At 73.3% G+C, this 25,672-nt stretch carries 27 protein-coding genes; 14 read left to right on the forward strand and 13 right to left on the reverse strand.

What is annotated here, in order from left to right:
- Positions 1–41 precede the first annotated feature (41 nt).
- Positions 42–674, reverse strand: a complete 633-nt coding sequence (locus ABH931_RS09715) for a TetR/AcrR family transcriptional regulator (RefSeq protein ID WP_370111865.1) — start codon at positions 672–674, stop codon at positions 42–44.
- A gap of 96 nt (positions 675–770) precedes the next feature.
- Here ABH931_RS09715 and ABH931_RS09720 point away from each other — a divergent pair, with 96 nt between their 5' ends.
- Positions 771–1,223 carry a DUF4345 domain-containing protein gene (locus ABH931_RS09720; protein WP_370111867.1) on the forward strand — a complete coding sequence of 151 codons (453 nt, stop codon included), beginning with the start codon at positions 771–773 and terminating at the stop codon, positions 1,221–1,223.
- Positions 1,224–1,289: 66 nt separating this feature from the next.
- Here the strand turns inward: ABH931_RS09720 and ABH931_RS09725 are convergent, their stop codons facing one another.
- Positions 1,290–2,048: a glutamate racemase gene (locus ABH931_RS09725; RefSeq protein WP_370111868.1), complete on the reverse strand. Its 759-nt coding sequence runs from the start codon at positions 2,046–2,048 to the stop codon at positions 1,290–1,292.
- Positions 2,049–2,269: 221 nt separating this feature from the next.
- Between ABH931_RS09725 and ABH931_RS09730 the strand changes: the two genes are divergently transcribed.
- The gene (locus ABH931_RS09730; protein ID WP_370111870.1) at positions 2,270–2,698 is read left to right on the forward strand and encodes a DUF4234 domain-containing protein; all 429 of its coding nucleotides are present in this window, start codon (positions 2,270–2,272) and stop codon (positions 2,696–2,698) included.
- Positions 2,699–2,721: 23 nt separating this feature from the next.
- Positions 2,722–3,939 carry a glycosyltransferase gene (locus ABH931_RS09735; protein ID WP_370111872.1) on the forward strand — a complete coding sequence of 406 codons (1,218 nt, stop codon included), beginning with the start codon at positions 2,722–2,724 and terminating at the stop codon, positions 3,937–3,939.
- A 63-nt stretch (positions 3,940–4,002) separates the two neighbouring features.
- Here ABH931_RS09735 and mshC read toward each other — a convergent pair whose 3' ends face one another.
- Positions 4,003–5,229, reverse strand: a complete 1,227-nt coding sequence (mshC, locus tag ABH931_RS09740; protein WP_370111873.1) for a cysteine--1-D-myo-inosityl 2-amino-2-deoxy-alpha-D-glucopyranoside ligase — start codon at positions 5,227–5,229, stop codon at positions 4,003–4,005.
- 183 nt (positions 5,230–5,412) lie between these two features.
- Between mshC and ABH931_RS09745 the strand changes: the two genes are divergently transcribed.
- The gene (locus ABH931_RS09745; RefSeq protein WP_370111875.1) at positions 5,413–6,138 is read left to right on the forward strand and encodes a type 1 glutamine amidotransferase; all 726 of its coding nucleotides are present in this window, start codon (positions 5,413–5,415) and stop codon (positions 6,136–6,138) included.
- 30 nt (positions 6,139–6,168) lie between these two features.
- On the opposite strand, the gene ABH931_RS09750 is transcribed toward ABH931_RS09745, so the two are convergent.
- From ABH931_RS09750 to ABH931_RS09765, 4 genes are all read right to left on the reverse strand, one after another.
- On the reverse strand, positions 6,169–6,912 hold the full coding sequence (locus tag ABH931_RS09750; protein WP_370111877.1) for a DUF6585 family protein: 744 nt from the start codon (positions 6,910–6,912) through the stop codon (positions 6,169–6,171).
- A 150-nt stretch (positions 6,913–7,062) separates the two neighbouring features.
- Positions 7,063–7,905, reverse strand: a complete 843-nt coding sequence (locus ABH931_RS09755; protein WP_370112019.1) for an SCO1664 family protein — start codon at positions 7,903–7,905, stop codon at positions 7,063–7,065.
- A 14-nt stretch (positions 7,906–7,919) separates the two neighbouring features.
- Positions 7,920–8,486 (reverse strand): DUF3090 family protein, encoded by a 567-nt coding sequence (locus tag ABH931_RS09760; protein WP_370111879.1) that lies wholly within the window; start codon positions 8,484–8,486, stop codon positions 7,920–7,922.
- A gap of 97 nt (positions 8,487–8,583) precedes the next feature.
- The gene (locus tag ABH931_RS09765) at positions 8,584–9,297 is read right to left on the reverse strand and encodes a histidine phosphatase family protein (protein WP_370111880.1); all 714 of its coding nucleotides are present in this window, start codon (positions 9,295–9,297) and stop codon (positions 8,584–8,586) included.
- A gap of 55 nt (positions 9,298–9,352) precedes the next feature.
- Between ABH931_RS09765 and ABH931_RS09770 the strand changes: the two genes are divergently transcribed.
- The 3 genes from ABH931_RS09770 (at position 9,353) to gap (ending at position 12,260) form a co-directional block, all read left to right on the forward strand.
- On the forward strand, positions 9,353–9,877 hold the full coding sequence (locus ABH931_RS09770) for a DinB family protein (RefSeq protein ID WP_370111882.1): 525 nt from the start codon (positions 9,353–9,355) through the stop codon (positions 9,875–9,877).
- A gap of 295 nt (positions 9,878–10,172) precedes the next feature.
- Positions 10,173–11,114 (forward strand): GlxA family transcriptional regulator, encoded by a 942-nt coding sequence (locus tag ABH931_RS09775; protein ID WP_370112020.1) that lies wholly within the window; start codon positions 10,173–10,175, stop codon positions 11,112–11,114.
- 144 nt (positions 11,115–11,258) lie between these two features.
- Positions 11,259–12,260: a type I glyceraldehyde-3-phosphate dehydrogenase gene (gap, locus tag ABH931_RS09780; protein WP_370111884.1), complete on the forward strand. Its 1,002-nt coding sequence runs from the start codon at positions 11,259–11,261 to the stop codon at positions 12,258–12,260.
- A gap of 76 nt (positions 12,261–12,336) precedes the next feature.
- Here the strand turns inward: gap and ABH931_RS09785 are convergent, their stop codons facing one another.
- Entirely contained in the window at positions 12,337–13,821 is a 1,485-nt protein-coding gene (locus tag ABH931_RS09785) for a cellulose binding domain-containing protein (RefSeq protein ID WP_370111886.1), read from the reverse strand.
- A gap of 233 nt (positions 13,822–14,054) precedes the next feature.
- On the opposite strand from ABH931_RS09785, the gene ABH931_RS09790 reads away from it, so the two are divergent.
- Genes ABH931_RS09790 through ABH931_RS09810 form a run of 5 tightly spaced genes read left to right on the forward strand, consistent with a single transcriptional unit; the run spans position 14,055 to position 19,542 of the window.
- A complete protein-coding gene (locus ABH931_RS09790; protein ID WP_370111888.1) occupies positions 14,055–15,359 on the forward strand; it encodes an extracellular solute-binding protein in 1,305 nt (434 codons plus the stop codon).
- A gap of 2 nt (positions 15,360–15,361) precedes the next feature.
- Positions 15,362–16,339: a carbohydrate ABC transporter permease gene (locus ABH931_RS09795; RefSeq protein ID WP_370111890.1), complete on the forward strand. Its 978-nt coding sequence runs from the start codon at positions 15,362–15,364 to the stop codon at positions 16,337–16,339.
- Positions 16,336–17,166 (forward strand): carbohydrate ABC transporter permease, encoded by an 831-nt coding sequence (locus tag ABH931_RS09800; RefSeq protein WP_370111892.1) that lies wholly within the window; start codon positions 16,336–16,338, stop codon positions 17,164–17,166. The genes ABH931_RS09795 and ABH931_RS09800 overlap by 4 nt, the downstream gene beginning before the upstream one ends.
- A gap of 46 nt (positions 17,167–17,212) precedes the next feature.
- Positions 17,213–18,742, forward strand: a complete 1,530-nt coding sequence (locus tag ABH931_RS09805) for a beta-N-acetylhexosaminidase (protein ID WP_370111894.1) — start codon at positions 17,213–17,215, stop codon at positions 18,740–18,742.
- A 50-nt stretch (positions 18,743–18,792) separates the two neighbouring features.
- The gene (locus tag ABH931_RS09810; RefSeq protein WP_370111896.1) at positions 18,793–19,542 is read left to right on the forward strand and encodes a GntR family transcriptional regulator; all 750 of its coding nucleotides are present in this window, start codon (positions 18,793–18,795) and stop codon (positions 19,540–19,542) included.
- Positions 19,543–19,554: 12 nt separating this feature from the next.
- On the opposite strand, the gene ABH931_RS09815 is transcribed toward ABH931_RS09810, so the two are convergent.
- Complete coding sequence (locus ABH931_RS09815; RefSeq protein WP_370111898.1) at positions 19,555–19,938, reverse strand: nuclear transport factor 2 family protein; 384 nt, start codon at positions 19,936–19,938, stop codon at positions 19,555–19,557.
- Between the two features lie 92 nt (positions 19,939–20,030).
- On the opposite strand from ABH931_RS09815, the gene ABH931_RS09820 reads away from it, so the two are divergent.
- Positions 20,031–20,969 (forward strand): helix-turn-helix transcriptional regulator, encoded by a 939-nt coding sequence (locus ABH931_RS09820; protein ID WP_370111900.1) that lies wholly within the window; start codon positions 20,031–20,033, stop codon positions 20,967–20,969.
- Between the two features lie 11 nt (positions 20,970–20,980).
- Here ABH931_RS09820 and ABH931_RS09825 read toward each other — a convergent pair whose 3' ends face one another.
- Positions 20,981–22,210: an MFS transporter gene (locus ABH931_RS09825; protein WP_370111902.1), complete on the reverse strand. Its 1,230-nt coding sequence runs from the start codon at positions 22,208–22,210 to the stop codon at positions 20,981–20,983.
- A gap of 46 nt (positions 22,211–22,256) precedes the next feature.
- On the opposite strand from ABH931_RS09825, the gene ABH931_RS09830 reads away from it, so the two are divergent.
- The gene (locus tag ABH931_RS09830) at positions 22,257–23,690 is read left to right on the forward strand and encodes a PLP-dependent aminotransferase family protein (protein WP_370111904.1); all 1,434 of its coding nucleotides are present in this window, start codon (positions 22,257–22,259) and stop codon (positions 23,688–23,690) included.
- Positions 23,691–23,764: 74 nt separating this feature from the next.
- Here the strand turns inward: ABH931_RS09830 and ABH931_RS09835 are convergent, their stop codons facing one another.
- From ABH931_RS09835 to ABH931_RS09845, 3 genes are read right to left on the reverse strand one after another with little or no spacing between them, the layout of a single operon-like run.
- Positions 23,765–24,325 carry a hypothetical protein gene (locus ABH931_RS09835; protein WP_370111906.1) on the reverse strand — a complete coding sequence of 187 codons (561 nt, stop codon included), beginning with the start codon at positions 24,323–24,325 and terminating at the stop codon, positions 23,765–23,767.
- A gap of 1 nt (position 24,326) precedes the next feature.
- On the reverse strand, positions 24,327–24,683 hold the full coding sequence (locus tag ABH931_RS09840) for a PadR family transcriptional regulator (RefSeq protein WP_370111908.1): 357 nt from the start codon (positions 24,681–24,683) through the stop codon (positions 24,327–24,329).
- Positions 24,684–24,732: 49 nt separating this feature from the next.
- Positions 24,733–25,482, reverse strand: a complete 750-nt coding sequence (locus ABH931_RS09845) for an IclR family transcriptional regulator (RefSeq protein ID WP_370111909.1) — start codon at positions 25,480–25,482, stop codon at positions 24,733–24,735.
- Between the last annotated feature and the right edge of the window lie 190 nt (positions 25,483–25,672).

Raw genomic sequence — 25,672 nt, forward strand, 5'->3', positions numbered from 1 at the left:
CGGCCGGCCCTGAGACCGTCCGGCCCTGACGCGTCCAGCCCTCACGCGTCCGCGTCCGCGGTGGCCGTGGCCACGGCGTCCGGGAGCAGCGGACGGAGGGCGCCGAGCAGTGCGCCCACGCAGACGTCCCGCAGCTGGTTCCGGGGGCAGGTCTCGTCGGTGAGCCAGTCGACGACGAGCACCTGGACGAAGACCAGCCAGCTGCGCAGGACGGAGGAGACCGCCTCGCGGGTGGTCGTGTCGGCGAGGTCCAGGACGGAGAGCAGGCGCGCGCGCAGGGCGTCGAGTTCACCCGTCATGATCGTCTGGATGACCGGGTCACCCGCGAGGACGCGGTTGGCGGCCAGCACGGCGTGCCGGTTGGCGACGAAGTAGTCCAGGTGCACGTCCATGCCCTGGACGACCTGGTCGAGCAGCGAGTCGGCCGGGTCCAGCCGGGTCTCGGCGAGCAGCCGGTCGGCGGCCTCCTGGTAGACGGCGGCGAAGAGTTCGTGCTTGCTCGCGAAGTGACGGTAGAGCAGCGCTCGCGAGACACCCGCCTCCTGGGCGACCTCGTCCATCTGCACGTCCTCGTAGGGGTGCGTGGCGAACAGGCGTGCCCCGACAGAGAGGAGTTGGGCACGGCGGTCGGCGGGGCTGAGGCGTCGGCGGGGCAACGGCGAGGCGGATGGCACGCGCCCACCTTACTTGACACGCGTCTACTTACGGGGCCACGCTGAGAGCCGGCTAGTAGACACGCGTCAACTTATCCGACGAACGGGGTGGTGGTCATGGCCCGTACTCTCCGATTGCTCCTTCAGCTCATGGGCTGGTCCTGTGTCGCGATCGGCGTGTTCCACGTCGCGCTCGGCAACGCGGCCATCCCGGGCGCGTCCCACGCGGGCACCACCGTCGACAGCTGGGGCCGCTTCATGGGCGCGAGCTTCGCCGGCTACGGCCTGGCCTGGCTCTGGGCCGCCCGCCAACGGCCGATCCCGGCGGCGGCGGTGCGCCTGCTCGCCGGGGTCTTCCTGCTCGGCGGCCTGGGCCGGGTGCTCTCACTGGCCCTGCACGGCTGGCCACAGTGGTTCCAGATCGTCCTCGCGGTGATCGAACTGACCCTCCCGCCGGTCTACTTCTGGCTCGCCGCGGCGGACGAGCGGGCGACGCACGCACCCGCCGACGCCGGACCGGTGCCCGGCCCACAGGCACGGACGGTCAGCCGAACCGGATCCGGAGCCTGATCGGACGCCGCACCGGCGGGCCCCGACCGAGCCCCAGCCGAGCCGCAGCCAAGCCCCGGCCGAGTCCTAGCCGAGGAGCGAGCGGCCCTCGGGGTAGGAGAGGGCCTCGGCCGGGAGGGACTCCTCGCGGCCGCTGCGCAGGACGGTCAGGGTGCCCTCGCCGGTCTCACGGAGCGGGCGGGCGCGGCGCAGGGCCTGCTCGACCACGGCGCGGGCGGAGCCGAAGAGCCTCAGCCCCGGGCAGGAGTCGGCGAGCGCGGTCGCGATCTCGGCGGCGAGCAGCTCGTAGTGGGTGCAACCGAGCACGAGCGCGCGGGTGCCGGCCGGGGTCTGCGCGGCGGCGGCCGCGACGATCTCGGCGATCTGCTCCGAACGGGCGTACTCGACGGCGTCGGCCAGGCCGGGGCACGGGATCTCGGCGACATCCGCCCCGGAGGCGAAGTCGCGGATCAGACCCCGCTGGTAGGCGCTGCCCGTCGTGGCCGGGGTGGCCCAGATCGCGACGGAGCCGCCGTCCGCGGCGGCGGGCTTGATCGCGGGGACGGTCCCGATCACCGGGATGTCCGGCTCCAGCTCCGCGCGGATCGCGTCCAACGCGTGCACGGAGGCCGTGTTGCAGGCGACCACCAGCGCGTCGGGCTTCTGCTCGGCCGCGGCACGGGCCACGGCGAGGGCGTGCGCGACGATGTCCTCGGTGGTGCGCGGACCCCAGGGCATCCCGTCGGGGTCCTGGGACAGCACCATGTCGACGTCCGGGCGCAGCTCGCGCAGGACCGCCGCGGCGGGGAGCAGGCCGATTCCGGAGTCCATCAGTGCGATCTTCACAGCGTCCGACCCTATCCGATCCCCACCCTCGACGGCTCGCGAGCTGCCAGGATGGCACGTGCCACCCCGGGCGGACGTGTCCGTTCCGGCACACCAAGATCACGTTCGGGCAACGTCGCACACAGGCCCTCCACGGAGCTGGAACGCTGAGCGGCGCGTCTCGCAACGATCTTGTTCGGGGCGCACGGGCACGCCCGTCACCACTATTCCTGGAGCACTTCGTGCAGCAAGCCACCGCGACCACCCCCCTCACCGGCCTGGCGATGAAGCGCCGCGGCTCGGTGGCCGTCTGGCTCGGACTTCCGATCATCACCCTCGGCATCTACCCCCTGGTCTGGTACTTCAAGATCCACAAGGAGCTGAAGAACTTCGACCAGCGCCAGCAGCTCAGCCCCGGCGGCAGCCTCTGCGTGCTGCTCTTCCTCGGCTGGACCTGCGTCGCCCCGCTGGTGTCGTACTACAACACCGGCAAGGCCGTGGCCGCCGCCCAGCGTGCCGCGGGCCTGCCCGTCACCTGCAGCCCGGCCGCGAGCTGCTGGCTGGCCTTCGTCTTCGGCCTGAACGTCTGGTACATCCAGAAGGAGCTCAACCTGGTCGTCGACGCCTACCAGGGCGCCGCGCCCGGCAGCCAGGTCACCCTCGCCACCTGAGCCCACCTGGCATACTCGCGCGCGTGACGGTGCTGACCTTGATCGCGTGCCTGTCCCTGCTCGCCTGGCTGTGGCTGACCCTCTGCCAGGGCGGCTTCTGGCGCACCGACGTGCGCCTGCCACCGATCGCCACGGACGGCCCCCGGCCGTCCGTGGCGATCGTCGTCCCGGCCCGGGACGAGGCGGAGGTGCTGCCACTCAGCCTCCCGTCGCTGCTCGCGCAGCGGTACCCGGGCGAGGCCCGCGTGGTCCTCGTCGACGACGGCAGCACCGACGGCACGGGCGAGCTGGCCCGCCGGCTCGGCGCGGTGCCGGGCTCGCTGCCGCTGACGGTCACCTCCCCCGGCGAACCGCCGGCCGGCTGGACCGGCAAACTCTGGGCCCTGCGCCACGGCGTCGAACTGGCCGGGGACGTCGAGTACCTGCTGCTCACCGACGCGGACATCGCGCACACGCCCGACTCGCTGGAGCGCCTCGTCGCCTCGGCGGAGAGCGACGGCAGCGGTGGCTACGACCTGGTCTCGCAGATGGCGCGGCTGAGCGTCCGCACGCGCTGGGAGCAGCTGATCGTCCCGGCCTTCGTCTACTTCTTCGCCCAGCTCTACCCGTTCCGGTGGAGTAACAAGCCGGGCTCGCGCACCGCCGCCGCGGCCGGCGGGTGCACGCTGGTCCGCCGGGAGGCGCTGGCGCGCGCGGGCGGGGTCGCGGCGATCCGAGGCGCGGTCATCGACGACGTGAACCTCGCCCGGCTGGTCAAGCGCGGCGGCGGCCGCACCTGGCTGGGGCTGGCCGACCAGGTCGACAGCGTCCGCCCCTACCCCGAGCTCGGCCAGCTGTGGCGGATGGTCTCCCGCAGCGCGTACGCGCAGCTGCGGCACAACGTGTTCCTGCTGGCCGGGACGGTGCTCGGACTGACGCTGGTCTACCTGGTCCCGCCGGTGCTGACGGTGGTCGGCGCGGCGACGCTCGCTCCGCGTGTCGCGCTCCCGGCGCTCGCGGCCTGGGCCCTGATGACGTTCACCTACCGGCCGATGCTCGCCTACTACGGCCGCCCGGCGCGCGAGGCGCTGCTGCTGCCGTTCACGGCCGCGCTCTACCTGCTGATGACCGTGGACTCGGCGATCCAGCACTGGCGCGGCCGCGGCGCGGCCTGGAAGGGCCGCACCTACCCGGCCCCGGCACACCAGGAGCGCGAGGAACTGCGCGAGCAACCCCCCTGTGCGGATGGCCCTGCTCGTTGAGGACCATCTACTCGTCGGTGGCTTGTCGCGCAGTTCCCCGCGCCCCTGACCGTGCAAGTGCAACTACAGCGCGACGCCCAGGAGTGCGTCGACGAGGCGGGAGACGAGGCCCGGGGCGCCGATGTCGTCGCCGCCGTCCGTGGACTGCTTCGCAGTCCACGCGTCGACCGCCGCGAGCGCGCGCGGGGAGTCGAGGTCCTCGGCGAGCGCCGCGCGGACCTCCGCGAGCAGCGCGCTCGCGTCCGGGCCGTCCGGACGGGAGACCGCCGCGCGCCAGCGGGCCAGCCGCTCCTGCGCGCCGCGCAGGTCGGCGTCGGTCCACTCCCAGTCGCTGCGGTAGTGGTGGTTCAGCAGCGCCAGCCGGATCGCCGCCGGGTCGACGCCGTCGCGCCGCAGCGCGGAGACGAAGACCAGGTTGCCGCGCGACTTCGACATCTTCTCGCCGTCGAGAGCGACCATGCCGGCGTGCACGTAGTACTTGGCGTAGGGGTGGGAGTCGCTGTGCACCTGGGCGTGCGAGGCGCCCATCTCGTGGTGCGGGAAGACCAGGTCGCTGCCACCGCCCTGGAGGTCGAAGCCCATGCCCAGGTGCTGGAGGGCGATCGCCACGCACTCGATGTGCCAGCCGGGACGACCGTGCCCGAGCTCCGTGTCCCAGCCGGGCTCACCGGGGCGCTGAGCCAGCCACAGCAGCGGGTCGAGGCGGTGCTTCTTGCCCGGACGGTCCGGGTCGCCGCCGCGCTCGCCGAAGTAGCGGAGCATGGTCTCGGCGTCGTAGCCGGAGACCTCGCCGAAGTGCTTGTCGGAGGCGATGGAGAAGTAGACGTCACCGTCGAGCTCGTAGGCGGCGCCCTTGGCCAGCAGGTCCTGGACCAGCGGCACGATCAGCGGGATCGACTCGACCGCGCCGACGTAGTGGGCCGGCGGCAGCATCCGAAGCGCCGTCATGTCCTCCCGGAAGAGCGCGGTCTCGCGCTCGGCCAGGGCCACCCAGTCCTCACCGGTGGCGACGGCCCGCTCCAGCAGCGGGTCGTCGATGTCCGTGACGTTCTGCACGTAGACGATCTGGTGGCCCGCGTCGAGCCAGATGCGTTGCACCAGGTCGAAGGCGTTGTAGGTGGCCGCGTGGCCGAGGTGGGTGGCGTCGTAGGGGGTGATGCCGCAGACGTAGAGCCGGGCGGTCGGCCCGGGCGTGGTCGTCTGCAGCTCGCCCGACGCGGTGTCGTGAATGCGCAGAGGCTGCCCCTTGCCTGGTAGCAGGGGCACCTCGGAAGCGGGCCAGGCATGCATATGTCTGACTCTAACCGGCTGATCATTCGATCCGCTAACGACCTTCTCGGTCAATCGGTTCGCACACCGTCGGCGAACCGCATGAAACCGACCGAATACGGCCTTTTCTCCGGCCGCCATCGCCGAGGAAGCGAGTCACCCGGTCGGGCATGAACCCCGCCCGTCGGGGGAAGGGTGCGCCACGTGGAGATCCTGGTGGTCCAGCACGAGGACGGCACCGGCCCGGGCATCGTCGGGGCGGCGCTGGAGGCGGTCGGCCTCCGCCTCGACCTGAGGCATCCGTGGGCGGGAGAGGCGCTGCCCGCGTCCCTCGCCGGGCACGACGGCCTGCTCGTCCTGGGTGGGGCGCCCAACTGCCGGGACGACGACGCCGCGCCCTGGTTCCCGGCCGTCCGCGCGCTGATCCGGGAGGCGGTGGCCGGCCGCGTGCCGTTCCTCGGCATCTGCCTGGGCGCGCAGCTCGCCGCGGACTGCCTCGGCGGCACCGTCGTCCGCCGCACCCACCCGCCGGAGCTCGGCGCCGTCCCGCTGCGCCGCCTCCCGGCGGCGGCCGACGACCCGGTCTTCGCCCGCGTGCCTGACGGCACGTCGGCGGCGCAGTGGCACTGGGACGAGGTGGCCGCCCTGCCGCCGGACGCGGTGCCACTGCTGAGCGGCGACGACTGCGTCCACCAGGCCTTCCGTCTGGGCCCGGCCGCCTGGGGCGTCCAGTTCCATCCCGAGGTCCTGCACGCCGACGTGGTGCCCTGGACCGCCTCCGACGGCCCGGCCGCCCGCGCCGCCGGCGCCGACCCCGACGCCGCCCTCGCTTCCCTCCGCGCGGCCGAACCCGCCCTGCTCGCCGTCTGGCCCGCCACCGCCCGCGCCTGGGCCGCGGTCGTCCGCGACCGGGCGTCGGCGCCGCGCTGACCGGTGGCGCCGGACCGTGGCGCCGACGGCTCAGACCTGCGCGGCGCGCAGGTTGCTGACCAGGGCCAGGAAGAGGGCGAAGTTGGGGATCTGGTAGACCGGCTTGGAGATCAGCGCGGTGCGGCGGCCGTGGACCATGATCCGGACCGTGCCCTGGGAGACCACGACGCGGTCGAGCAGCGGCCAGGTGACGGTGGCCTTCTGGCCGCAGACCAAGCCCTGCTGAGTGACCGTGAACGGGCCGAAGGTGACCGGGTAGCCGGCCTGGGCGGTGGCCAGGGCGCGGCCGAGCTGGGCCTCGGCGACGCCCTGCTGGAGGACCTGGGCCAGGTGGCCGATGTTGTCGTAGAACTGCGTGATCTTGGAGGTGCGGCCGTCGTGACCGGTCAGCGTGAGCTGGTAGTAGGTCCCGGTCCTGATGCCGTTGTAGTAGTTCTCGGTGATCCGCTGCTGGACCGTCAGCGCGTCGAAGCGGTAGGCCGCGACCGGGCCCTGCTCCTCGTGCAGGACGATGCCGTGCTGGTGCAGGTCGACCCGCTTGGCGCGCGCCTTCTTCGAGAAGTTGGGGCTGCGGAAGAGCAGGACACCGAAGAGGATCGCCAGCGGGCTCAGGATGACCGAGACCAGCGATATCACGATCATGAACCAGCCGGAGAACAGCCGCCAGTTGCTCCAGCGCTTGGCCCAGTAGGTGTAGACGCCGGGGCCGAGATCGGCCACGTCGACGGCGGGGGGTGCGTACGGGGCGGGGGTGGCGGCGTACGGAGCGGTCATGGCTCTGGTCTTCCTCGGGCTGGGCGCGGCCGTGCGGGCGCTGCGGGCGCGCACACTATGCCGGACCCTGCCCCACCCCCGCCACCCTGACCCCCGCCACCCTGCCCCCCGGCCTGCTCGCCCCACCTCCGCACCGCACCGGGAGCGGCGTCAGATCGGCGGCCAGGGGACGGCCGGCCAGTCCTGGGAGGGGAAGGGGTGGTGACCGTCCTTCAGCAGCCCGTCCACCCGGGCCGCCGTCGCGGCGATCTCCTGTGCCGTCAGCAGCGGGGCCAGCGCCGTGCCCAGCGCGCCGTCGAGATCGGCGCGCAGCCGCCCGAGGGCCTCGGTGGCGTCCGCCGTCAGCGGCTCGCCGGCCCAGCCCCACAGCAGCGTGCGCAGCTTGCCGGGGACCGCGAAGGTGACGCCGTGGTCGATGCCGTAGAGGCGGCCGTCGGCCGCCGACAGCAGGTGGCCGCCCTTGCGGTCGCCGTTGTTGAGCACCGCGTCCAGGACGGCCAGGCGGCGCAGCCGCTCGTCGTCGGCGTGGACGAAGAGCGCGGTGCGGCCGGGCTCGACCTCGGCCAGGCCGATGGCGTGCCAACCGGGCCGGGCCGTCTCGCCGGGCTGCAGGCTCAGCAGCTCCGGCTGCTCAGCGTCGGGCTCGACCCATATCTGGCACATGCCCTCACCGAACGGGCCCTCGCGCAGCACCGTCGGCGGGACCAGGCCCCAGCCGGTCGCGGCGGCGACCAGGTAGGCGGCCGTCTCGCGGCCGGCCAGCGTGCCGTCGGGGAAGTCCCACAGCGGGCGCTCTCCCCGGACCGGCTTGTAGACGCAGACGGCGGACCCGTCGCCGGACCCGTCCGCGACGGTGCAGTAGAAGGCGGCGTTGGAGGCGTCCGTGATCCGGCCGTGGACGGTCAGCTCCCCGTCCCGCAGCAACGCGACGGCGCGCTCGGCGTCGGCCGCGAGCGCCGCGCACGCGGCCGGGTCGGCCTCCGGGACCGCCACGGGCTCGGCCGCGCTCAGCGCCGGTAACCGTTCTGACGCGGGCACACATGGCCCTCCGGGTCGAGCGGCAGGCTGCAGAACGGGCACGGCGGCCGGCCGGCCGAGACCAGTTCGAGCGCGCGCTTGGCGAAGACGCGGGCCATCACGCCGTTCAGCCGCACCCGCAGCAGCGAGGGGCCGTCCTCCTCGTCCTCGTAGAGGGTGGGCTCCTCGCTCTCCTCCTCGCCCTCGACGACCTCCTGGGCCTCCACGACGAGCATCTGCACCGTCTCGTCCCAGGCCAGCGCCATCGTGCCGACCCGGAACTCCTCCTCGACCGGCGAGTCCAGCGGGGCGGAGTCCATCATCTCCGGCGGCGCCAGCGCGGGCACCGTGGTGCTGCCGCCGGCTCGCCGGACGACCTCGTCCAGCAGCTCGTCGACCCGCTCGGCCAGCGCGGCGACCTGGCCCTTCTCCAGCAGCACGGTGGTGATCCGGCCGCGGGCGCTGGCCTGGAGGTAGAAGGCGCGGTGGCCCGGCTCGCCGACCGTTCCGGCCACGAAGCGCTCGGGAGGGTCGTAGAAGAACACCTGGCGGGGCACGATGTCTGCTCCACGGAGTCGGAGGGTGCGAGGGAGGTCGGGGGTCAGGGGCTCGGCGGCGTCACGATCACGTCGCCGCTTCCACCCTACCCACTGGTCACCGGGTTCCGGTGTCGCCGCCGATCACCGCGTCGTCGCCGTCCTCGCCCGCGCCCGGCGCGGAGCGCGGGCGCGGCGCGAGACCGGCGAACTCGCCGGTGTCGCCGAGACGCAGCAGGTACGGGCGGGTGGCGGTGTAGCGGATCGCGGTGACCGAGGCGGGCTCGACGGAGATCCGCTGGAACAGGTCCAGGTGCAGGCCGATCGCGTCGGCGACGATCGCCTTGATCACGTCGCCGTGGCTGCAGGCCAGCCAGAGGGCGTCCGGACCGTGCTCACGCTCGACCTCCGCGTCCCACTCGCGCACGCTCTCCACCGCGCGGTGGCTGAGCTCGCGCATCGACTCGCCCTCGGGACCGGGGAAGGTCACGGCGGAGGGCTGCGCCTGCACCGTCGACCAGAGCGGCTCCCTGGCCAGCTCGGCCAGCGGGCGGCCGGTCCAGTCGCCGTAGCGGCACTCCCCCAGCCGCTCGTCCAGGCGCAGGGCGCCCAGCTCGGGGCGGGCGGCGAGCAGCGGCGCGACGGTCTGCCGGCAGCGGTCCAGCGGACTGCTGACCACGGCGCTCAGCGGCAGCCCGGCGAGCCGCTCCGCCAGGGCCTTGGCCTGCTGTTCGCCGTGCTCGTCCAGATCCACGCCCGGGCTCCAGCCCGCGAGCACACCGGAGGAGTTGGCGGTGGAGCGGCCATGGCGGACCAGCAGCAGCGTCGGCATGCCGCCAGCCTAAATGACCCGTGGGTTGTCGGTGCGGACTGCTACGTTCGCGCGCATGACGACGATCGGCACCTCGCCCCACACGGGCACGGAGAAGGAGATCCTCCTCCACAGCATGGAGCGCCACCGCGCGGCCGTGCGGTGGAAGCTGGAGGGCCTCGACGACGAGCAGCTGCGCCGGCAGCTGGTCCCCTCGGGCACCTCGCTGCTGGGCCTGGTCAAGCACCTGGCGTCGGTCGAGTACGGCTGGTTCTGCGAGACCTTCGGCGTGGAGACCGAGCCGCTCCCCGACGTCGACGAGGACGAGAACGCCGACCTGCGGGTCGAGCCGGGCGAGACCACGGCCGAGCTGCTGGCCTTCTACGACCGCGCCTGCGCGGCGGCCAACGCGGTCATCGAGGCGACGGAGCTGGACGCAACGGGCACCGTGTCGTGGACGGGCCGGGTGGTCTCGATGCGCTGGGTGCTGGTCCACATGATCGAGGAGACCGCGCGCCACGCCGGCCACGTGGACATCCTGCGCGAGCTGATCGACGGCGCGACCGGCGCCCACGCGAGCGCCCCGGCCCCCACCGCGTAGCCCGCACGAGGCGCGGGCCCAGGCGGGGGCCCGGGGGCCCGGGGGTGCGGGGGTGCGGGGGCTCGACCGGCCGGCGCCGACGCGGAGCGTCCGGTGCGGGGAGCCACGCCCGGCCCCGCGCCGCGCGACGTCGGCCACCCGGCGTGGGGTACCGCGGCCGGATCCCTACGCTGGACCTGTGTCCGAGCTCCACCCCTCCGAGGCCCATCCGCCCACGTCCCGTCCCGCCGAGGCCCGTCCCGCCGAGCCGCAGCCCCTCGAGCCCCCTCCCGCTGAGCTCTCTTCCGAGCCTCGGCTGCGGCGGGTCGCCGTTCTGGTCCTGGACGGGGCCAAGCCGCTCGACGTCGGGATCCCCGCGCAGGTGTTCACGACCCGCGCCAGCATGCCGTACGAGGTACGGGTGTGCGGGGCCGCGCCCGGGCTGGTGACCGGCGGGGACGGGCTGTCGTACCACGTGGCCGACGGGCTGGACGCGCTGGCGTGGGCGGACATCGTGTTCGTGCCCGGCTACCGGCATCCCGACCGGGACGAGCCGCCCGCCGCCGTGCTCGCGGCGCTGCTCGCCGCGCACGAGCGCGGCGCCCGGCTCGCGGCGATCTCCACCGGCGCGTTCGCGCTGGCAGCGACGGGCCTGCTGGACGGGCGGCGGGCCACCACCCACTGGCACTACACCCGCGCCCTCGCGGCGAAGCACCCACGGGTCCGGGTCGACGAGAACGTCCTCTTCGTCGACGAGGGCAGCGTGCTGACCTCGGCCGGGGCGGCCTCCGGCATCGACCTGTGCCTGCACGTGCTGCGCGCCGACCTCGGCGTCGCGGCCTCCAACCACGCCGCGCGGCGGCTGGTCGCCGCGCCCTACCGCAGCGGCGGCCAGGCACAGTACGTCCCGCGCAGCGTGCCCGAGCCGATCGGCGAGCGGTTCGCGGCGACCCGGGAGTGGGCGCTGCACCGGCTCGGCGAGCCGCTGACCGTGACGGTGCTGGCCCGGCACGCGGCCGTCTCCCCGCGCACCTTCTCCCGGCGCTTCGTGGAGGACACCGGCTACACGCCCATGCAGTGGATCCTGCGTGCCCGCGTCGACCTGGCCCGCGAGCTGCTGGAGCGCAGCGAGCGGGGCGTCGAGCAGATCGCCGCCGACGTGGGCCTGGGCACCGGCGCCAACCTGCGGCTGCACTTCCAGCAGATCCTCGGCACCACGCCCAGCGAGTACCGCCGCACCTTCGCCCAGGGGGAGTAGCCCAGGGGAGCAGCCCAGGGGAATAAGCGCCGCTCAAGGGCCCTTTGGCACGATCCTTGCGAACCGTGGCACAAAGGCCACTGCCCAGGTGGCACGGCCCGCGCGAGGGTTGGGGTGTCCACCCACAGAAGGGACTCCCCCACCATGACCCGCATCGCCGTCAACGGATTCGGCCGCATCGGACGCAACGTGCTCCGCGCCCTGCTGGAGCGCGACAGCAAGCTGGAGGTCGTCGCCGTCAACGACCTCGGCGACCCGGCCTCCCTGGCGCGCCTGCTCGCCTACGACACCACCGCGGGCCGCCTGGGCCGCCCGGTGACGGTCGAGGGTGACACGCTCGTCGTCGACGGCCGCCGGATCCGCGTCCTCGCCGAGCGTGAGCCGGCCGACCTGCCGTGGGCCGAGCTCGGGGTCGACATCGTGCTGGAGGCGACGGGCCGCTTCACCTCCGCCGACGCCGCCCGCGCCCACCTGACCGCCGGCGCCCGCAAGGTGCTCGTCAGCGCGCCCTCGGACGGCGCGGACGTGACGCTCGCGCTGGGCGTCAACACCGAGGCGTACGACGCGGAGCAGCACACCGTCATCTCCAACGCCTCCTGCACGACCAACGCGCTCGCGCCGCTCGCCGCCGTCCTGGACGAGCTGGCCGGCATCGAGCACGGCTTCATGACGACGGTGCACGCCTACACGCAGGAGCAGAACCTGCAGGACGGCCCCCACCGCGACGCCCGCCGGGCCCGTGCCGCCGCCGTCAACATCGTGCCGACCTCGACCGGCGCCGCGAAGGCGATCGGCGTGGTCCTGCCGCAGCTGGACGGCAAGCTGTCCGGCGACTCGATCCGCGTGCCGGTGCCGGTCGGCTCGATCGTCGAGCTGAACACGGTCGTCAGCCGCGACGTCACCCGCGAGCAGGTGCTGGCCGCCTACCGCGAGGCCGCCGCCGGAAAGCTCGCCGGGATCCTGGAGTACTCGGACGACCCGCTGGTCTCCGCCGACATCACCGGCAACCCGGCCTCGTCCATCTTCGACTCGGAGCTGACCCGCGTCGACGGCCGCCACATCAAGGTGGTCGCCTGGTACGACAACGAGTGGGGCTTCTCCAACCGCGTCGTGGACACGCTGGAGCTGCTGGCCCAGGGTCTCTGACCCACGGGCTGCGTACGACGCGTGAGGGTGGGGACGCCGAGGACCGGCGTCCCCACCCTCATGTCGTCCACGGGCGCTACTGGACGCCGTCGGTGAAGTGCGTCCCGGCGGCGTAGTAGCCGTTGACGGCGTTCTGCACGTCCGTCGGGGACTGGGCGACCCCCTTGGCGAAGTACACCCAGTTGACCTTCTCGTCCCAGCTGCGCGCCCCGGTGAAGGGCAGGTCGATGAACCACTCGTTGAAGTCGATGGTCATCGGCTCGCGCGGGTAGTACTTGCCGGTGCTGGAGAAGACCTGCTTGCCGTCGATGTAGTAGGTGACGGTACCGCCGTAGACGGTGGCGACCAGCGTGTGCCAGCCCTGGAGACTGCCCTGGGTGTCGGTGGTGACGCGGTCCATGGCGTCGGCGCTGTACCAGGTCGTCGTGTACATCGAGTTCGCCGGCCCGCCCCAGCCGCCGTTGGGGAGGTACTCGAAGTCGTCCTCGCTGTAGAGCGAGTTGTCGGGCGTGATGGCGTAGAAGGTCTCGTTGACGTGGTCGCCGTTGGCGCCGGTGGTGGGGGCGTCGTTGAAGTAGACGCGGGCGGCGTAGGTGCCCTCGAAGAACTTCTGCTGGGCGGTGTCGATCTCGGCCTGGGTGGTGCCCGCGGTCGTGCCGTCGGTGGTGGCGGTGAGGTCCATGACGTGCCCGCCCTGCGCGGTCGGGTCGGCGGGGAAGCTGACGCCGCTCGCGGTCCAGGTGTTCTGGACGCCGGGGCCGCCGGCGCCGGTGCGCACCTTCCAGTCGTGGGCGGCCAGGTTGGGGTCGTTCGGGCCGGTGTATGTGAAGTCGTCGAACATCGTGCCGCCGGGCGGCGTCGTGCCGGTCGCCGAACTGCTGGGCGACGCGCTGGCGCTCGCGCTGGCGCTGGCCGAACTCGACGGAGACGCCGAGGCGGAGGCCGAGGCCGAGGCCGACGCGGTCGGTGAGGAGCCGCCGCCCGGCTCGGCGCCCCAGACCAGATTGCCGCCCACGTAGGCGGTGACCTGGTTCCACGGCGTGTAGGCGGTGTCGTTCGGGTTGAACGAGTAGTCGTTCGCCTGGTTCACGTTCTGCCAGTCGGCCCGGTACAGGCGCAGTTGCAGGTCGCCGCTGGACGCCCCCGGTTGGAGGGTGCCGGCGCCGGCGCCGAACGAGATCTGCAGGTAGTGGTCGGCGGTGGCGGTGGGGGTGGCCATCGCCACGACGGTGCCGGTGAGGTTGGCGCAGCCGGGCACCGCCCAGGCGCACTGGAAGGTGTAGGGGCCGCTGGTGTCGGCGGTGAAGTAGTACCGCAGCGTCACCGTGCTGAGCGCGACCGGGCTGGTCCCGGAGTTCACCACCTGGAGCCAGGGGTCGATCTCGCTCGCCGACGCGGACGTGGTGGTGGTCCTGTAGTCGACCGTGAGCGCGGCCGCGGTGTCCGCGTGCGCCTTGGCCAGCGTGGGGAGCAGCACGGTCGCGGCACAGGCGAGCGAGGCCGCGGCGAGCAGCGCGGTGCGCCGGCGACCGGCGTGCGCGTGGGGGTGGACGTGACCCATCGGTTCTCCTCGGGAGGAAGCGGAGGTCCAAAGTCTTACCAGTGGTCAGTCATGCGGCCGCCGACTGCGCTCAAAGGTGACGGCCCTTCAGCCTGCTGTCAAGCCCCGGAATCTGGCTTCTTCACGGGCCGACGCCCGCTCCCCGTCCGCCATGCGCAACCTCTTGACCTGACCAGTGGTCCTGTGTGAATCTCTGCTGCCATCACCCCTTCACTCGCCTTGAGGGAGACCTCGTGCGCACCAGATTCCTCGCGACAGCGGCCTGCGGATTGTCTGTCGCCCTGCTCACCGCGGCCTGCGGGAGCAGCGGCACCACCAGCGGTACCGGCGGCTCGGCCGCGACGTCGAAGACGCTCACCGTCTGGCTGATGGACGGCGACCTGACCCCGGCCTCCGTGAACACGGTGAACGCCGCGTTCGAGAAGGCCACCGGCGCCAAGGTGAAGGTCCAGATCCAGGAGTGGGCCAACATCAACACCAAGATCAGCACCGCCCTGGCCCAGGACAACCCGCCCGACGTCATCGACATCGGCAACACCGACGTCCCGCTGTTCGCCGCCAACGGCGCCCTCGCGGACATCACCGCGCAGCGCGCCGACCTCTCCGCCGGACAGACCTGGCTCCCCGGCCTGGTGGACCCGGCCACCGTCGACGGCAAGCTCTACGCCGCCCCGCTGTTCGCCGGCAACCGCGCCGTGGTCTACAACAAGACCCTGTGGGCCAAGGCCGGCATCACCGCCGCGCCCAGCAGCTTCGCCCAGTTCACCCAGGACCTCGACAAGATCAAGGCGGCGGACACCGCGCCCGGCTTCTCGGCGATGTACCTGCCCGGCCAGTACTGGTTCGCCGCGCTGCAGTTCGTCTGGGACGCGGGAGGGCAGCTGGCCACCAAGGACGCCTCGGGCAAGTGGACCGGCGGGCTCGAGTCCCCCGCCGCGCAGCAGGGGCTGACGGCCTGGAAGGCGTTCCAGAACACCTACTCGCCGGCCGCGTCCCGCAACACCGACACCAAGACCCCCGACCAGGACGCGCTCTTCGCCCAGGGGAAGACCGCGACGATCGTGGACACCAACATCAACACGATCCTCAAGGACAACCCGGCCCTGAAGGACCAGATCGGCACCTTCGCCTTCCCCGGCGTGAGCGGTTCCGGGACGACGCAGCCGGTCTTCCTCGGCGGCTCGGACCTGGCCGTCGCCGCCAAGAGCCCCAACCAGCAGCTCGCGCTCGCCTACCTGAAGGCGGCCACCAGCCAGGCCGTGCAGACCAACGCGATCGTCGGCACCGACCACTGGACACCGGTCTCCACCCAACTGCTGGACTCCGCCAAGAGCCTGCTGCCGCCGACCTCCGCCGCGTTCCTCGACGCCGCCCGCAACAGCGTCGGCACCCCGGCCACGCCCGGCTGGGCCACGATCGAGAGCGACCTGAGCATCAACCAGTTCTTCGCCGACATCGCCACCGGCCGCAAGAGCGTCACCCAGGCCGCCAAGGACTTCGACGCCCACCTCGACCAGGCGCTCAACGCCGGCCAGTGACCATGACCACCACCACCCGATCCCCGAGCCCGTCCGCCGCCCGCACCCGGGCGGCGGCGCGCCCGCCCCGGCGCGCCCGGCGACCGCGCCGCGCGCCGCGCGCCCTGCCCTACCTGCTCCTGCTGCCCGCCACGGCCGTCCTGGTCCTGGTCTTCGGCTATCCGCTCGGCCGCCTGGGCGTGATCTCGTTCCAGGACTACGGCCTGCGCGCGCTGTTCACCGGCCAGGTCGGCTGGGCGGGCCTGGGCAACTACCGGGCGATCGCCGACGATCCGCAGCTGGTCCCGGTGCTGCTGCGCACGGCCGGCTTCTGTGCGGCGCTGGTCGCCGGAACCCTGGCCGTGGGACTCGCCGTCGCGCTGATGATGGTCCGGCTCGGCCCGGTGATGCGCCGGGCCGTCACCTTCTGCCTGATCGCCTCCTGGGCGATGCCGCCGGTCGCCGGGACGCTGGTGTGGCAGTGGCTGTTCGAGCCGGTCTACGGCGTGGTCAACTGGGCGCTCACCCAGACCGGGCTCTTCGGCGACCTCAGCCAGCACGACTGGACCTCCTCGCCGCTCTCGGCGTTCGCCCTGGTGTGGCTGCTGGTGGTGTGGCAGTCGGTGCCGTTCGTCGCACTGACCCTGTACGCCGGGCTGTCGCAGATCCCGCGCAGCTACTACGAGGCGGCCGCGCTCGACGGGGCGGGGCCGTGGCGGACCTTCCGCGTCATCACCCTGCCGTTCCTGCGGCCGATCCTGGCGCTGGTGACGATCCTTTCGGTGATCTGGGACTTCAACGTCTTCACCCAGATCTGGATCCTCACCCAGGGCGGCCCCAACCAGGGCACCACCACGCTCGGCATCTGGTCCTTCACCAAGGCGTTCAGCAGCGACTCCTTCGGGCAGGGCGCGGCCGTCGCCGTGGTGTCCGTCCTGCTGCTGTTCGCACTCACCGTCGTCTACGTGCGCCGGCTGGTGCGGTCGGGAGAGCAGCTGTGACGACCTCACCCGCGACGCGGCGGACGCTGAACGTGGTGGCCGCCTGCTTCTGCCTGGTGTGGATCTTCCCCGTGTACTGGATGGTCGACACCGCGTTCAAGCCCTACGGCGACATCCTGCGGACCACGCCGCAGTTCCTGCCGTTCCCGTTCACCCTGGGCAACTTCGCCGACGCCGTCGGCAAGCCCGGGTTCCTCACCGACCTGGGCAACAGTCTGCTGGTCACCGCCGCGGTGGTGGGGCTCGCGATCGTCGTCGCGTTCCTGGCCGCCGTCGCGCTGAGCCGGTTCCGCTTCGCCGGGCGACGCACCTTCCTGGTCAGCGTGCTGGTGCTGCAGATGGTTCCGCTGCCCGCGCTGGTCATCCCGGTCTTCCTCGGCCTGCGCAGCGCCCACCTGCTGGACAGCCTGTTCGGGCTGGCGCTCACCTACGTCGCGATCGTGCTGCCCTTCACCATCTGGACCCTGCGCGGTTTCCTGCACGGCATCCCCGTCGAGCTGGAGGAGGCGGCGATGGTCGACGGCGCCGGCCGGATGACCGTCGTGCGGCGGATCCTGCTGCCGCTGGTCGCCCCCGGGGTGATCGCCACCAGCGTGTTCGCCTTCATCACCGCCTGGAACGACTACCTCTTCGCCGACGTGCTGATGAAGGACCAGGGACACCAGACGCTGCCGGTCTGGCTGGTCTCGTTCAGCACCGCCACCGGGACCGACTACGGCGGGCTGATCGCCGCGTCCACGCTGTCCGCGCTGCCCGTGGTCGTCTTCTTCATGGTCATCCAACGCCGCCTGGTCGCCGGCATGACCGCCGGCGCCGTCAAGGACTGACCCCGTCCGTCGACCCGCAGACCCGCCGACCCGTCGAAAGGCAGACGTGATCATCCCCCGCCCGAGCGACCTGACCGAGCTTCCGGGACGCTTCGTGATCGGACCCGCCCTCCATCTCGAAGCCGGACCCGGCGCCCGGCCGGCCGCCGACCTGCTGGCCGGCTACCTCGGCGCCGACCGGCCCCGCACCACCACGGGGCCCGTCGTCCGCCTCCACCTCGCCCCCGAACTGCTGCTCTCGCTCGGCGCGGAGGGCTACCGGCTGGAGATCCGCCCGCGCCGGGTGGAGCTGACCGCCCCCGCCCCGCAGGGACTGCTCAACGGGGTCCAGACGCTGCGGCAGCTGCTGCCCCCGACGGCGCTGGACCCGGCCACCGCCCCGGCGGACGCCTGGTGGTGGCCCTGCGTCAGCATCCGCGACCGGCCCCGGCTCGCCTGGCGCGGCCTGCTGCTGGACGTGGCCCGCCACTACCTGCCGCTGGACTACCTGCACCGCACCGTCGACCGGCTCGCCCTGCACAAGCTCAACGTGCTGCACCTGCACCTGACCGACGACCAGGGCTGGCGCGTCGAGATCGACGGCTGGCCCCGGCTCACCGAGGTCGGCGCCTGGCGCACCACCACGGCGGCCGACGGCGGCCCCGGCACGCCCTACGGCGGCTACTACACCGCCCGTGAGCTGCGGGAGCTCGTGGACCACGCGGCGGCGCGCGGCGTCACCGTCGTGCCGGAGATCGAGATGCCGGGCCATGTCCGGGCGGCCCTGGCCGCCTACCCGCAGCTGGGCAACCGGCCCGGGCAGCACCTGCCCGTGTGGGACCGCTGGGGCATCAGCGAGGATATCCTCGCGGTCGAGGACCACGTCCTGGACTTCTGCCGCCAGGTCCTCGACGCCACCACGGAGATCTTCCCCTCCCGCCACGTCCACGTCGGCGGCGACGAATGCCCCACCACCGCGTGGGAGTCCACCCCGAGCGCCCGCCGCCGCGCCGCCGCCCTGGGCCTTTCCGACGTGCGCGGCCTGCACGGCTGGTTCCTGACGCAGATGCACGACCACCTCACCGCGCGCGGCCGCGTGGCCATGAGCTGGGACGAGACCGGCCACAGCCCGGACCCGCTGCCCCCCGGGGTCGCCCTGACCGCGTGGCGCGACCCCGCCCACGGGGCCGCCGCCGTCGCCCGCGGCCACCAGGTGGTCATGGCCCCGCACACCGCCACCTACCTGGACTACCCCCAGAGCGAGGACCCCGGCGAACCGGCCGGGCAGCCCGGCGAGATCGTCACCCTGGAGAGGGTCCACGCCTTCGACGCGCTGGCCGGCGGCCTGGCCGCGACCGACCCCGGTTCGCTGACCCCCGGCGTGCTCGGCGTCCAGGCCCAGCTGTGGACCGAGCACGTCGCCACCCCCGCCCACGCCGACCACCTCCTCTACCCGCGGCTGTGCGCGCTGGCCGAGAACGCGTGGTCCACCCGGGGGACCGGCTTCGGCGAGTTCCTCACCCGGCTGCACCCGCACGGCGAGCGGCTGCGGGCCCTCGGCGTGGCGTCCGCGCGCCTGCCCACTGCGACACACTGACACGACCGTCCGGACCTAAAGCCCCCGCCCGCTCAGAGACGATTGGCCTCATGACCAGCAGCAACGCCAAGCCCGCCCCGCGTGCCACCGCCAAGCGCGATCTGGTGCGGGCCCACCTGCTCGACATCATCGAGAAGTCCGGTCCCGGTACCAGCCTCACCGCCGAACGCGACCTCGCCACCGAGCTCGGCGTCTCCCGGCCCACGATCCGCGCCGCGATCGAGGACCTGATCCGCAGCGGCCTGCTGGTGCGACAGCACGGACGCGGCACCTTCACCGCCCCGCAGAAGGTCACCCAGGAGATGACCGGCACCACCACCAACGCCCTGGCCGTCCCCCCGGCCGAGGGCGAGTGGACCAGCCACGTCGTCTCCTTCGCCGCCAACCCGGCGGGCCCCGCCCGGGGCACCCGCCTGGGCCTCGACGCGGACGACCTCGTGCTTCGGATCGTCCGGGTCCGCTACGTCGACGGCGAGCCGATGTCCATCGAGCGGATCGAGCTCCCGGCCCACCTCGTCGAGGGCCTGCGGGAGGCGGACCTGGAGAGCGGCAACTTCTACCACCTGCTGCGCGACCGCTTCCAGGTCACCGTCATGGACGCGGTGCAGACCATCGAGCCCACCGTCGCCAACCCGGAACAGGCCGACCTGCTGGACTGCCCCGTCTACGCGCCGCTGCTCCAGATCGAACGCGTCACCCGCGACACCACCGGCCGCACCGTCGAACACGCCCACTCCGTCTACCGCGGCGACCGCTACCGCATCACCTCCAAGCTCCGCTTCGACGCCGACTCCGGCTGAGCCGGGCGTCGCTCAGGCAAGACCCAGCGGGTTGAGCAGGGTGAAGCGCCAGCCACCGTCGGTGCTCCGGCGGGCGATGTTGGCGGTGGTGCCGGTGGGCGCGACGCGGGCACCGGCCGGGCCGTCGATCTCCATGGTCCAGTCGGTGACCAGCAGAGCCGTGTCCGCGCCGACCAGCGTGTGCCGCTGAACGTTCGTCAGCCTGCCGCGCGCGGCGACCGTGCCGCCGATCTCGGCGCGAAGGGCCTCGGCACCGGTGACGGTCTCGCCGGTGACGGTGCGCATGCCCGCGTCCGGGGCGAACAGGGCCAGCACGGCGTCGACGTCGCCGGCGTTCAGGGCGTCCTGGAAGAGGATCGGCAGCCGGGCGGGGTCGGTGATGACGAGAGTCGACATGGTGTGGGTCCTCACTTCTTCTCATGTCCGGTGTGGATGCCTCAACGATCCCCGGCGGAGGTCCCGCGGACGAGGTAGGCTCCTGACCCGATATGGTCGAAACTGGACAGCGCGACATCGTCGACATCGCCTACGACAACCCCGACCGGCTGCCGCTCGGCCTGGAAGTGCTGACCTTCCAGGCGCTGAAGTCACGTCTGCGCAGTGAGGTCGCGAACCGCCCCAGTCGGCTCGACTTCCACCAGATCCTGCTGGTGCGCAGCGGCGAGGCCGACATGATGGTCGATTTCGTCACCCACCGGTGCGAGCGTGGCACCCTGGTGCACCTGAGGCCCGGCCAGGTGCAGCGTCTCCCGTCCGACGAGGAGGGCCGCCCGGCCGACCTCGACGCCGTGCTGCTGCTGTTCACCGCCGACTTCCCGATGCCGCTGCCTGCGACCGCCGCTCTGCTCGACGGGTTCGGCCCGGTGGCCCGGCAGCTGACCCCCCAGCAATTCGGCCCCTTCGACCGCGCGGTGGGCGAACTCCACGACGAGTACTCGCTCCGGAGCGGTGAACCCCTGACCGCGACGCTGCTGCGCCAACTCCTCGGCACGCTGCTCATCCGCATGGCGCGGCTCCCGGAGGCGACCGGCACAGCTCCGCCCGGCCACGAGGTGCACCTCGCCTTCCGGCGTGAGCTGGAGCGCTCCTTCGCCGTCACCCGGTCCGTCACGGACTACGCCACCCGGCTCGGCTACGCCCCTCGAACGCTGACCCGGGCCTGCCTGGCGGCGACCGGGCGTACCGCCAAGCAGCTCGCCGACGCCCGCGTCGCCCTCCAGGCCCAGCGACTCCTGGCCCACACCGACCTGCCCGTGGCGGTGGTCGGCCGCTCCCTCGGCTTCACCGAGGCCACCAACTTCGGCAAGTTCTTCACCCGCGAGACCGGGCACACGCCGGGCGAGTTCCGCCGCGCGCAGCAGACCGGCGAGCCTGTCGCGCTCCACCTCGGTGAGACCGGACAGCGCGGCGTGCGCAGCGGGGACTGAGCCGCCGCGCGTCAGGCGTCCCGACGCCGCAGGAGCGCGGCGCCCACGTCCGAGCCGGAGCCGTAGGCCAGCGGCGTCGCGGCGAGCATCGGGAGCGCGGTGAGGGCGAAGGCCAGGGGGTAGCCGAGCGCCCCGGCGAGCGGTCCGACCACGGCGGGACCGGCGCCGAAGCCGCCGTCGAACGCCAGGTTCCACAGCGCGCTCGGGGTGTCCGGGTCCGAGGCCGGGGAGCGGTCGACCATCAGCGTGAAGGTCGCGTTCTGCACGGCGCCGAATCCCGCGCCGAACAGGCACATCCCCACCACGACCGGCACCAGGTCCAGCCGGATCAGGCAGGCCGTCCCGGCGGCGGCGAGGCACAGCCCCGGCACCAGCAGCCGGGCGTGCCCCAGCCGGTCACCGAGCCGCCCGGCGAACCAGCGGCTCGCGGTGGCGGTGAGCGACTGGGCCAGCAGGCCGACGATCGCGACGCCGCCCGCGAACCCGGTGGCCAGCGGCAACAGGGACTCGACGGTGCCGGCCACGACCGTCGTCGACGCGAACACCAGGAACGGCACCCGCATCCCGGGGTTCCGCAGCGCGCCCAGCAGCCCGGGAGGCTGCTCCGAGCCGCCATGCCTCCGCCCGCCCTCGGACGCGACCGGCACCCGCGGCAGCGCGACGAGCGGCACCAGCGCCACCACGACCGCGAGCAGGACCACGGTGGCCGGCCCCCAGTGCCCGGCGATCCACAGGCCCGAGGGCAGCGCGGCGATCGCGGGGACACACTCGACGACCCCGTACAGGCCGAGACCCTCGCCCACGCGGTCGGGCGGCACGAGTCCGGCCACCAGCGCCCCGGCCACGACCGTGCCGAGGCCGAACCCGTACCCGCAGACCAGGGCCACGCCCGTGACCGCCGCGAAGCCCAGCCCGCCGGGGAGCAGCAGCGCCGCCGCCGGTACGCCCAGCAGCACCGCTCCGGCCGCCAGCGCCCGCCGGTGCCCGAGCCGCCGGGTCAGCCGGAACCCCGTCAGCTCGGCGACCACAGTGCCGGACAGCAGCGCACCGGTGACCAGCCCGGCGCCGGATCCCGACCCGCCGGAGGCGCCCGCCGCGTAGCGCGGCAGCACCGAGAAGAGCAGATAGAGGCTGACGAGCGCGGCGAAGGAGGCCAGGAACGTCAGCGCGAGCGGCCGGGTGACCAGTCCGGCCCCGGTGGCCGGCCGGGGGCCCTGGCTGGTGTGCGCGGTCGTCGTCATGTCCCGAAGCTACGTCCGCGTCCGGACCGGAGTAAGGTCCGGTTTCGTGGCGATCGAGTGGTCCGGTTCCACCCCGGAGCTGTTGCTGCCCCTGGAGCGGGGCGGGGGCACGTCCCTGCGGGCGCAGCTGCTGTCCGGCCTGCGCGAGGCGATCCGCGACGGCCGGTTGCACGAGGGCGAGCGGCTGCCGTCCACGCGTGAGTTGTCCCGGCAGCTGGGCGTCTCCCGGGGTCTGGTGCAGGAGTGCTACGGCCAACTGCTGGCCGAGGGCTACCTGGTGACCCGTGGCGGTTCCGCGACCCGGGTCGCACCGGGGTCGGCTCGCCCGGCCGCCGACGCCGCGCCGACGGCGCCGCCGCCGCCGGGCAGCCGGCACGTGCAGGCGCTGATCGCCGACTTCCGGGCCGGGGTCCCCGATCTGGCGAGCTTCCCGCGCGGTGACTGGGCGTGGGCGGTCCGCGAGACCTGCCGCACGGCGGCCAACGCCGACCTCGACTACGGCGACCCGCGCGGCAGCGTCGTGCTGCGCCAGGTGCTCGCCGGCTACCTGCGCCGTGTGCGCGCCGCCGAGGCCGATCCGGACCGAATCGTCGTGAGCACCGGATTCGCCCAGGGCCTGGTCGTGGCCCTGCGGGCGCTGACCGGGGCCGACGTCCGCCGGGTGGCGTTTGAGGATCCGGGCTACGGTGCGACCGAGGTCGAGGAGATCGTCAGGGCGGTCGGGGCGCCGCGCCTGGAGGCCGTCCACGTCCCCGTGGACGAACAGGGCGTCGACGTCGAGGCCCTGGAGTCGAGCGGCGCCCAGGCGGTGGTGGTGATGCCCGCGCACCAGTCCCCCACCGGGGTGGTCCTGTCCGCGCGACGGCGGAACGAGCTGGTCGCCTGGGCCCGGCGCCACGACGGGTACGTCGTCGAGGACGACTACGACTCGGAGTTCCGCTACGACCGCGAACCCGTCGGCGTGGTGCAGGGACTGGCCCCGGAGCGGGTCTTCACCATCGGCACGGTCAGCAAGACGCTGGCGCCCGCCGTCCGGCTGGGCTGGGTGCTGGCGCCCGGCAGGTTCGCCGACCGCGTCGCCGAGGAGAAACTGATCAGCGACCGCGGCTCGTCGGCCCTCGACCAGCTCGCCTTGGCGGCGCTGCTGGAGTCGGGGCGCTACGACCGTCACCTGCGCCGGATGCGCGCCGTCTACGCGGGGCGCCGCGCCACGCTGGTCGACGCGCTCGCCCGGCACGCCCGGCACGTCCGGGTCTCGGGCCTGGCCGCCGGATTCCACGCGGTCGCCCATCTCCCGGCGTCGGCCGACGAGCGCGCCGTGGTCGCGGCGGCCGCCGGGCGCTCGGTGGGCCTGTACCCGATGGCCGACCACCGCGCCCTGCCCGGCCCGAACGCGCCCCAACTCGTCCTGGGCTTCGGGCTGGTCGGCGAGCGCGCGATCGAGACGGGCATCGCGACGGTCGCCGACCTGCTGCACTGAGCCCGCGTCTCCTGTGCCGACCGTACTGACGGGGTCGGCTGTGCCGGCTGCACCCGCTCGGCGGCGGGAGGCGGTCAGCCTGCCACCGGATGGGCCTGACGCGGAGTGCGCCGGCGGGGCAGGGCCCGCCACAGCCGGCCGCAGGCGATCGCCCCGACGACCAGCAGGACATAGGTCAGCGGCGTGTACGCCCCGCCGACGTGGGTGGCCTGGCCCTGGTGCAGCTCGAACGTCAGCGGGCTCTGGAGCCAGGTGACGCCGCCCCAGCTGTAACTGCCGTCGGCGTGCGCGCCCGGGGCGGTGATGGCCTGCTCGTAGGCGTTGGCCGCCTCGCTCAGGAAGAAGTTGAGCACCAGCGGGGTGGTGAACGCGAAGAGCGCGGCAGCCAGCCACGAGTGCCGCGGGCCCTCACCGAACTCGGCGTCCAGGTACTGCGCGGCCAGCTCCCGCGCGCTGCCGAGGCGCTTCAGCGCCTCGCCGGCGCCGACCTCCGCGGCGGCGGCCAGCAGGTTGGCGCGGACCTCGCGCCGGTGGGCGATCCGGGTGTGGCGCGGCAGGTCGTACAGGCGCTGGTCGAGCGACCAGACGACCCACTCGACGCGCAGCCGGTCGGACCAGGAGACGGTGTTCGGCATGTCAGGAACCCTTCTGCGGTGCGGCGGACAGGGGACGGGACAGGACGGCCTCGACACCGGCGACGTGCCGGGCCCAGCCGGCGGCACCGGCGGCCAGGGCCTCGTGCCCGGCGTCGGTCAACCGGTAGTACTTGCGCGCCGGACCGCTGGAGGAGGCGACCAGCCGTGAGGCCAGCCGTCCCTCCCGTTCGAGCCGGGCCAGTGCGGGATAGACCGTGCCCTCCAGGACGTCGGCGAAGCCGGCCCCTTGCAGGCGCTGGACCACCTCGTACCCGTACGACTCCTGCTCCGCCAGCAGGTGCAGCAGCAGGAGCGACAGGATGCCTTTGAGCAGTTGCGGGTCATGGCTGGAGGTCACGAGTACCAGACTGTTCCTGGTACTCGGCAATGTCAAGTAGCTGGCTCCGTCAGCCCCGGCCGCCCTGACCACCCTGACCACCCTGACCGCCGTGGCCCAGGGCCGCGCTGAGACGGGTCGCCGCCTCGACGACCGCCTGGGAGTAGTGCGCCCCCGGCTGGCGCGTGAGCCGCTCGATCGGACCGGACACCGAGACCGCCGCCACGACCTGCCCGGACGGCGCCCGCACCGGCGCGGACACGGAGGCGACGTGCGGCTCCCGCTCGCCGACGGACTGCGCCCAGCCCCGCCGCCTCACCCCGCTCAGCGCCGTCGCGGTGAAGCGCGCCCCGCGCAGCCCGCGGTGCAGCCGCTCCGGCTCCTCCCAGGCGAGCAGGATCTGCGCGGCGGCGCCGACCTGCATGGGCAGGGTCACCCCCACGGGGACGATGTCGCGCAGGCCCGAGAGCCGCTCGGCAGCGGCGACGCAGATGCGCGCCTCGCCCTGGCGGCGGTAGAGCTGGGCGCTCTCGCCGGTGACGTCGCGCAGGCGGGCCAGCACGCCGCCGGACACGCCCAGCAGCCGGTCCTCACCGGCCGCGGCCGACAGTTCGCCGAGCCGCGGGCCGAGGACGAACCGGCCTTGCAGGTCGCGGGCGACCATGCGGTGGCGCTCCAGCGCGACCGCGAGCCGGTGCACAGTGGGCCGCGCCAGCCCGGTGGCGGCGACCAGCGCCGCCAGACTGCTGGGCCCGGCCTCCAGGGCGCCCAGGATCGTGGTCGCCTTGTCGAGCACGCCGACGCCGCTCGTGTTCTCCATGAATTGGGTACTCCAGTCTCAAATCCCTTGAGCGGCAGGCAGACTGCGCTCACACGGACTCCGGTGGCAGGGAGCCGGGGACGATCAGCGGGAACAGGCCGGGAAAGTCGGCCGGATGCCTGCGCCGAATATGCGACGGGTACGCGGAAGGGCCGGGGCGGTAAGCGCCCGGACGAAGCACAGCACCGAA

This window comes from Streptacidiphilus sp. MAP12-33 (genome assembly GCF_041261265.1).
Taxonomy (GTDB): domain Bacteria; phylum Actinomycetota; class Actinomycetes; order Streptomycetales; family Streptomycetaceae; genus Streptacidiphilus.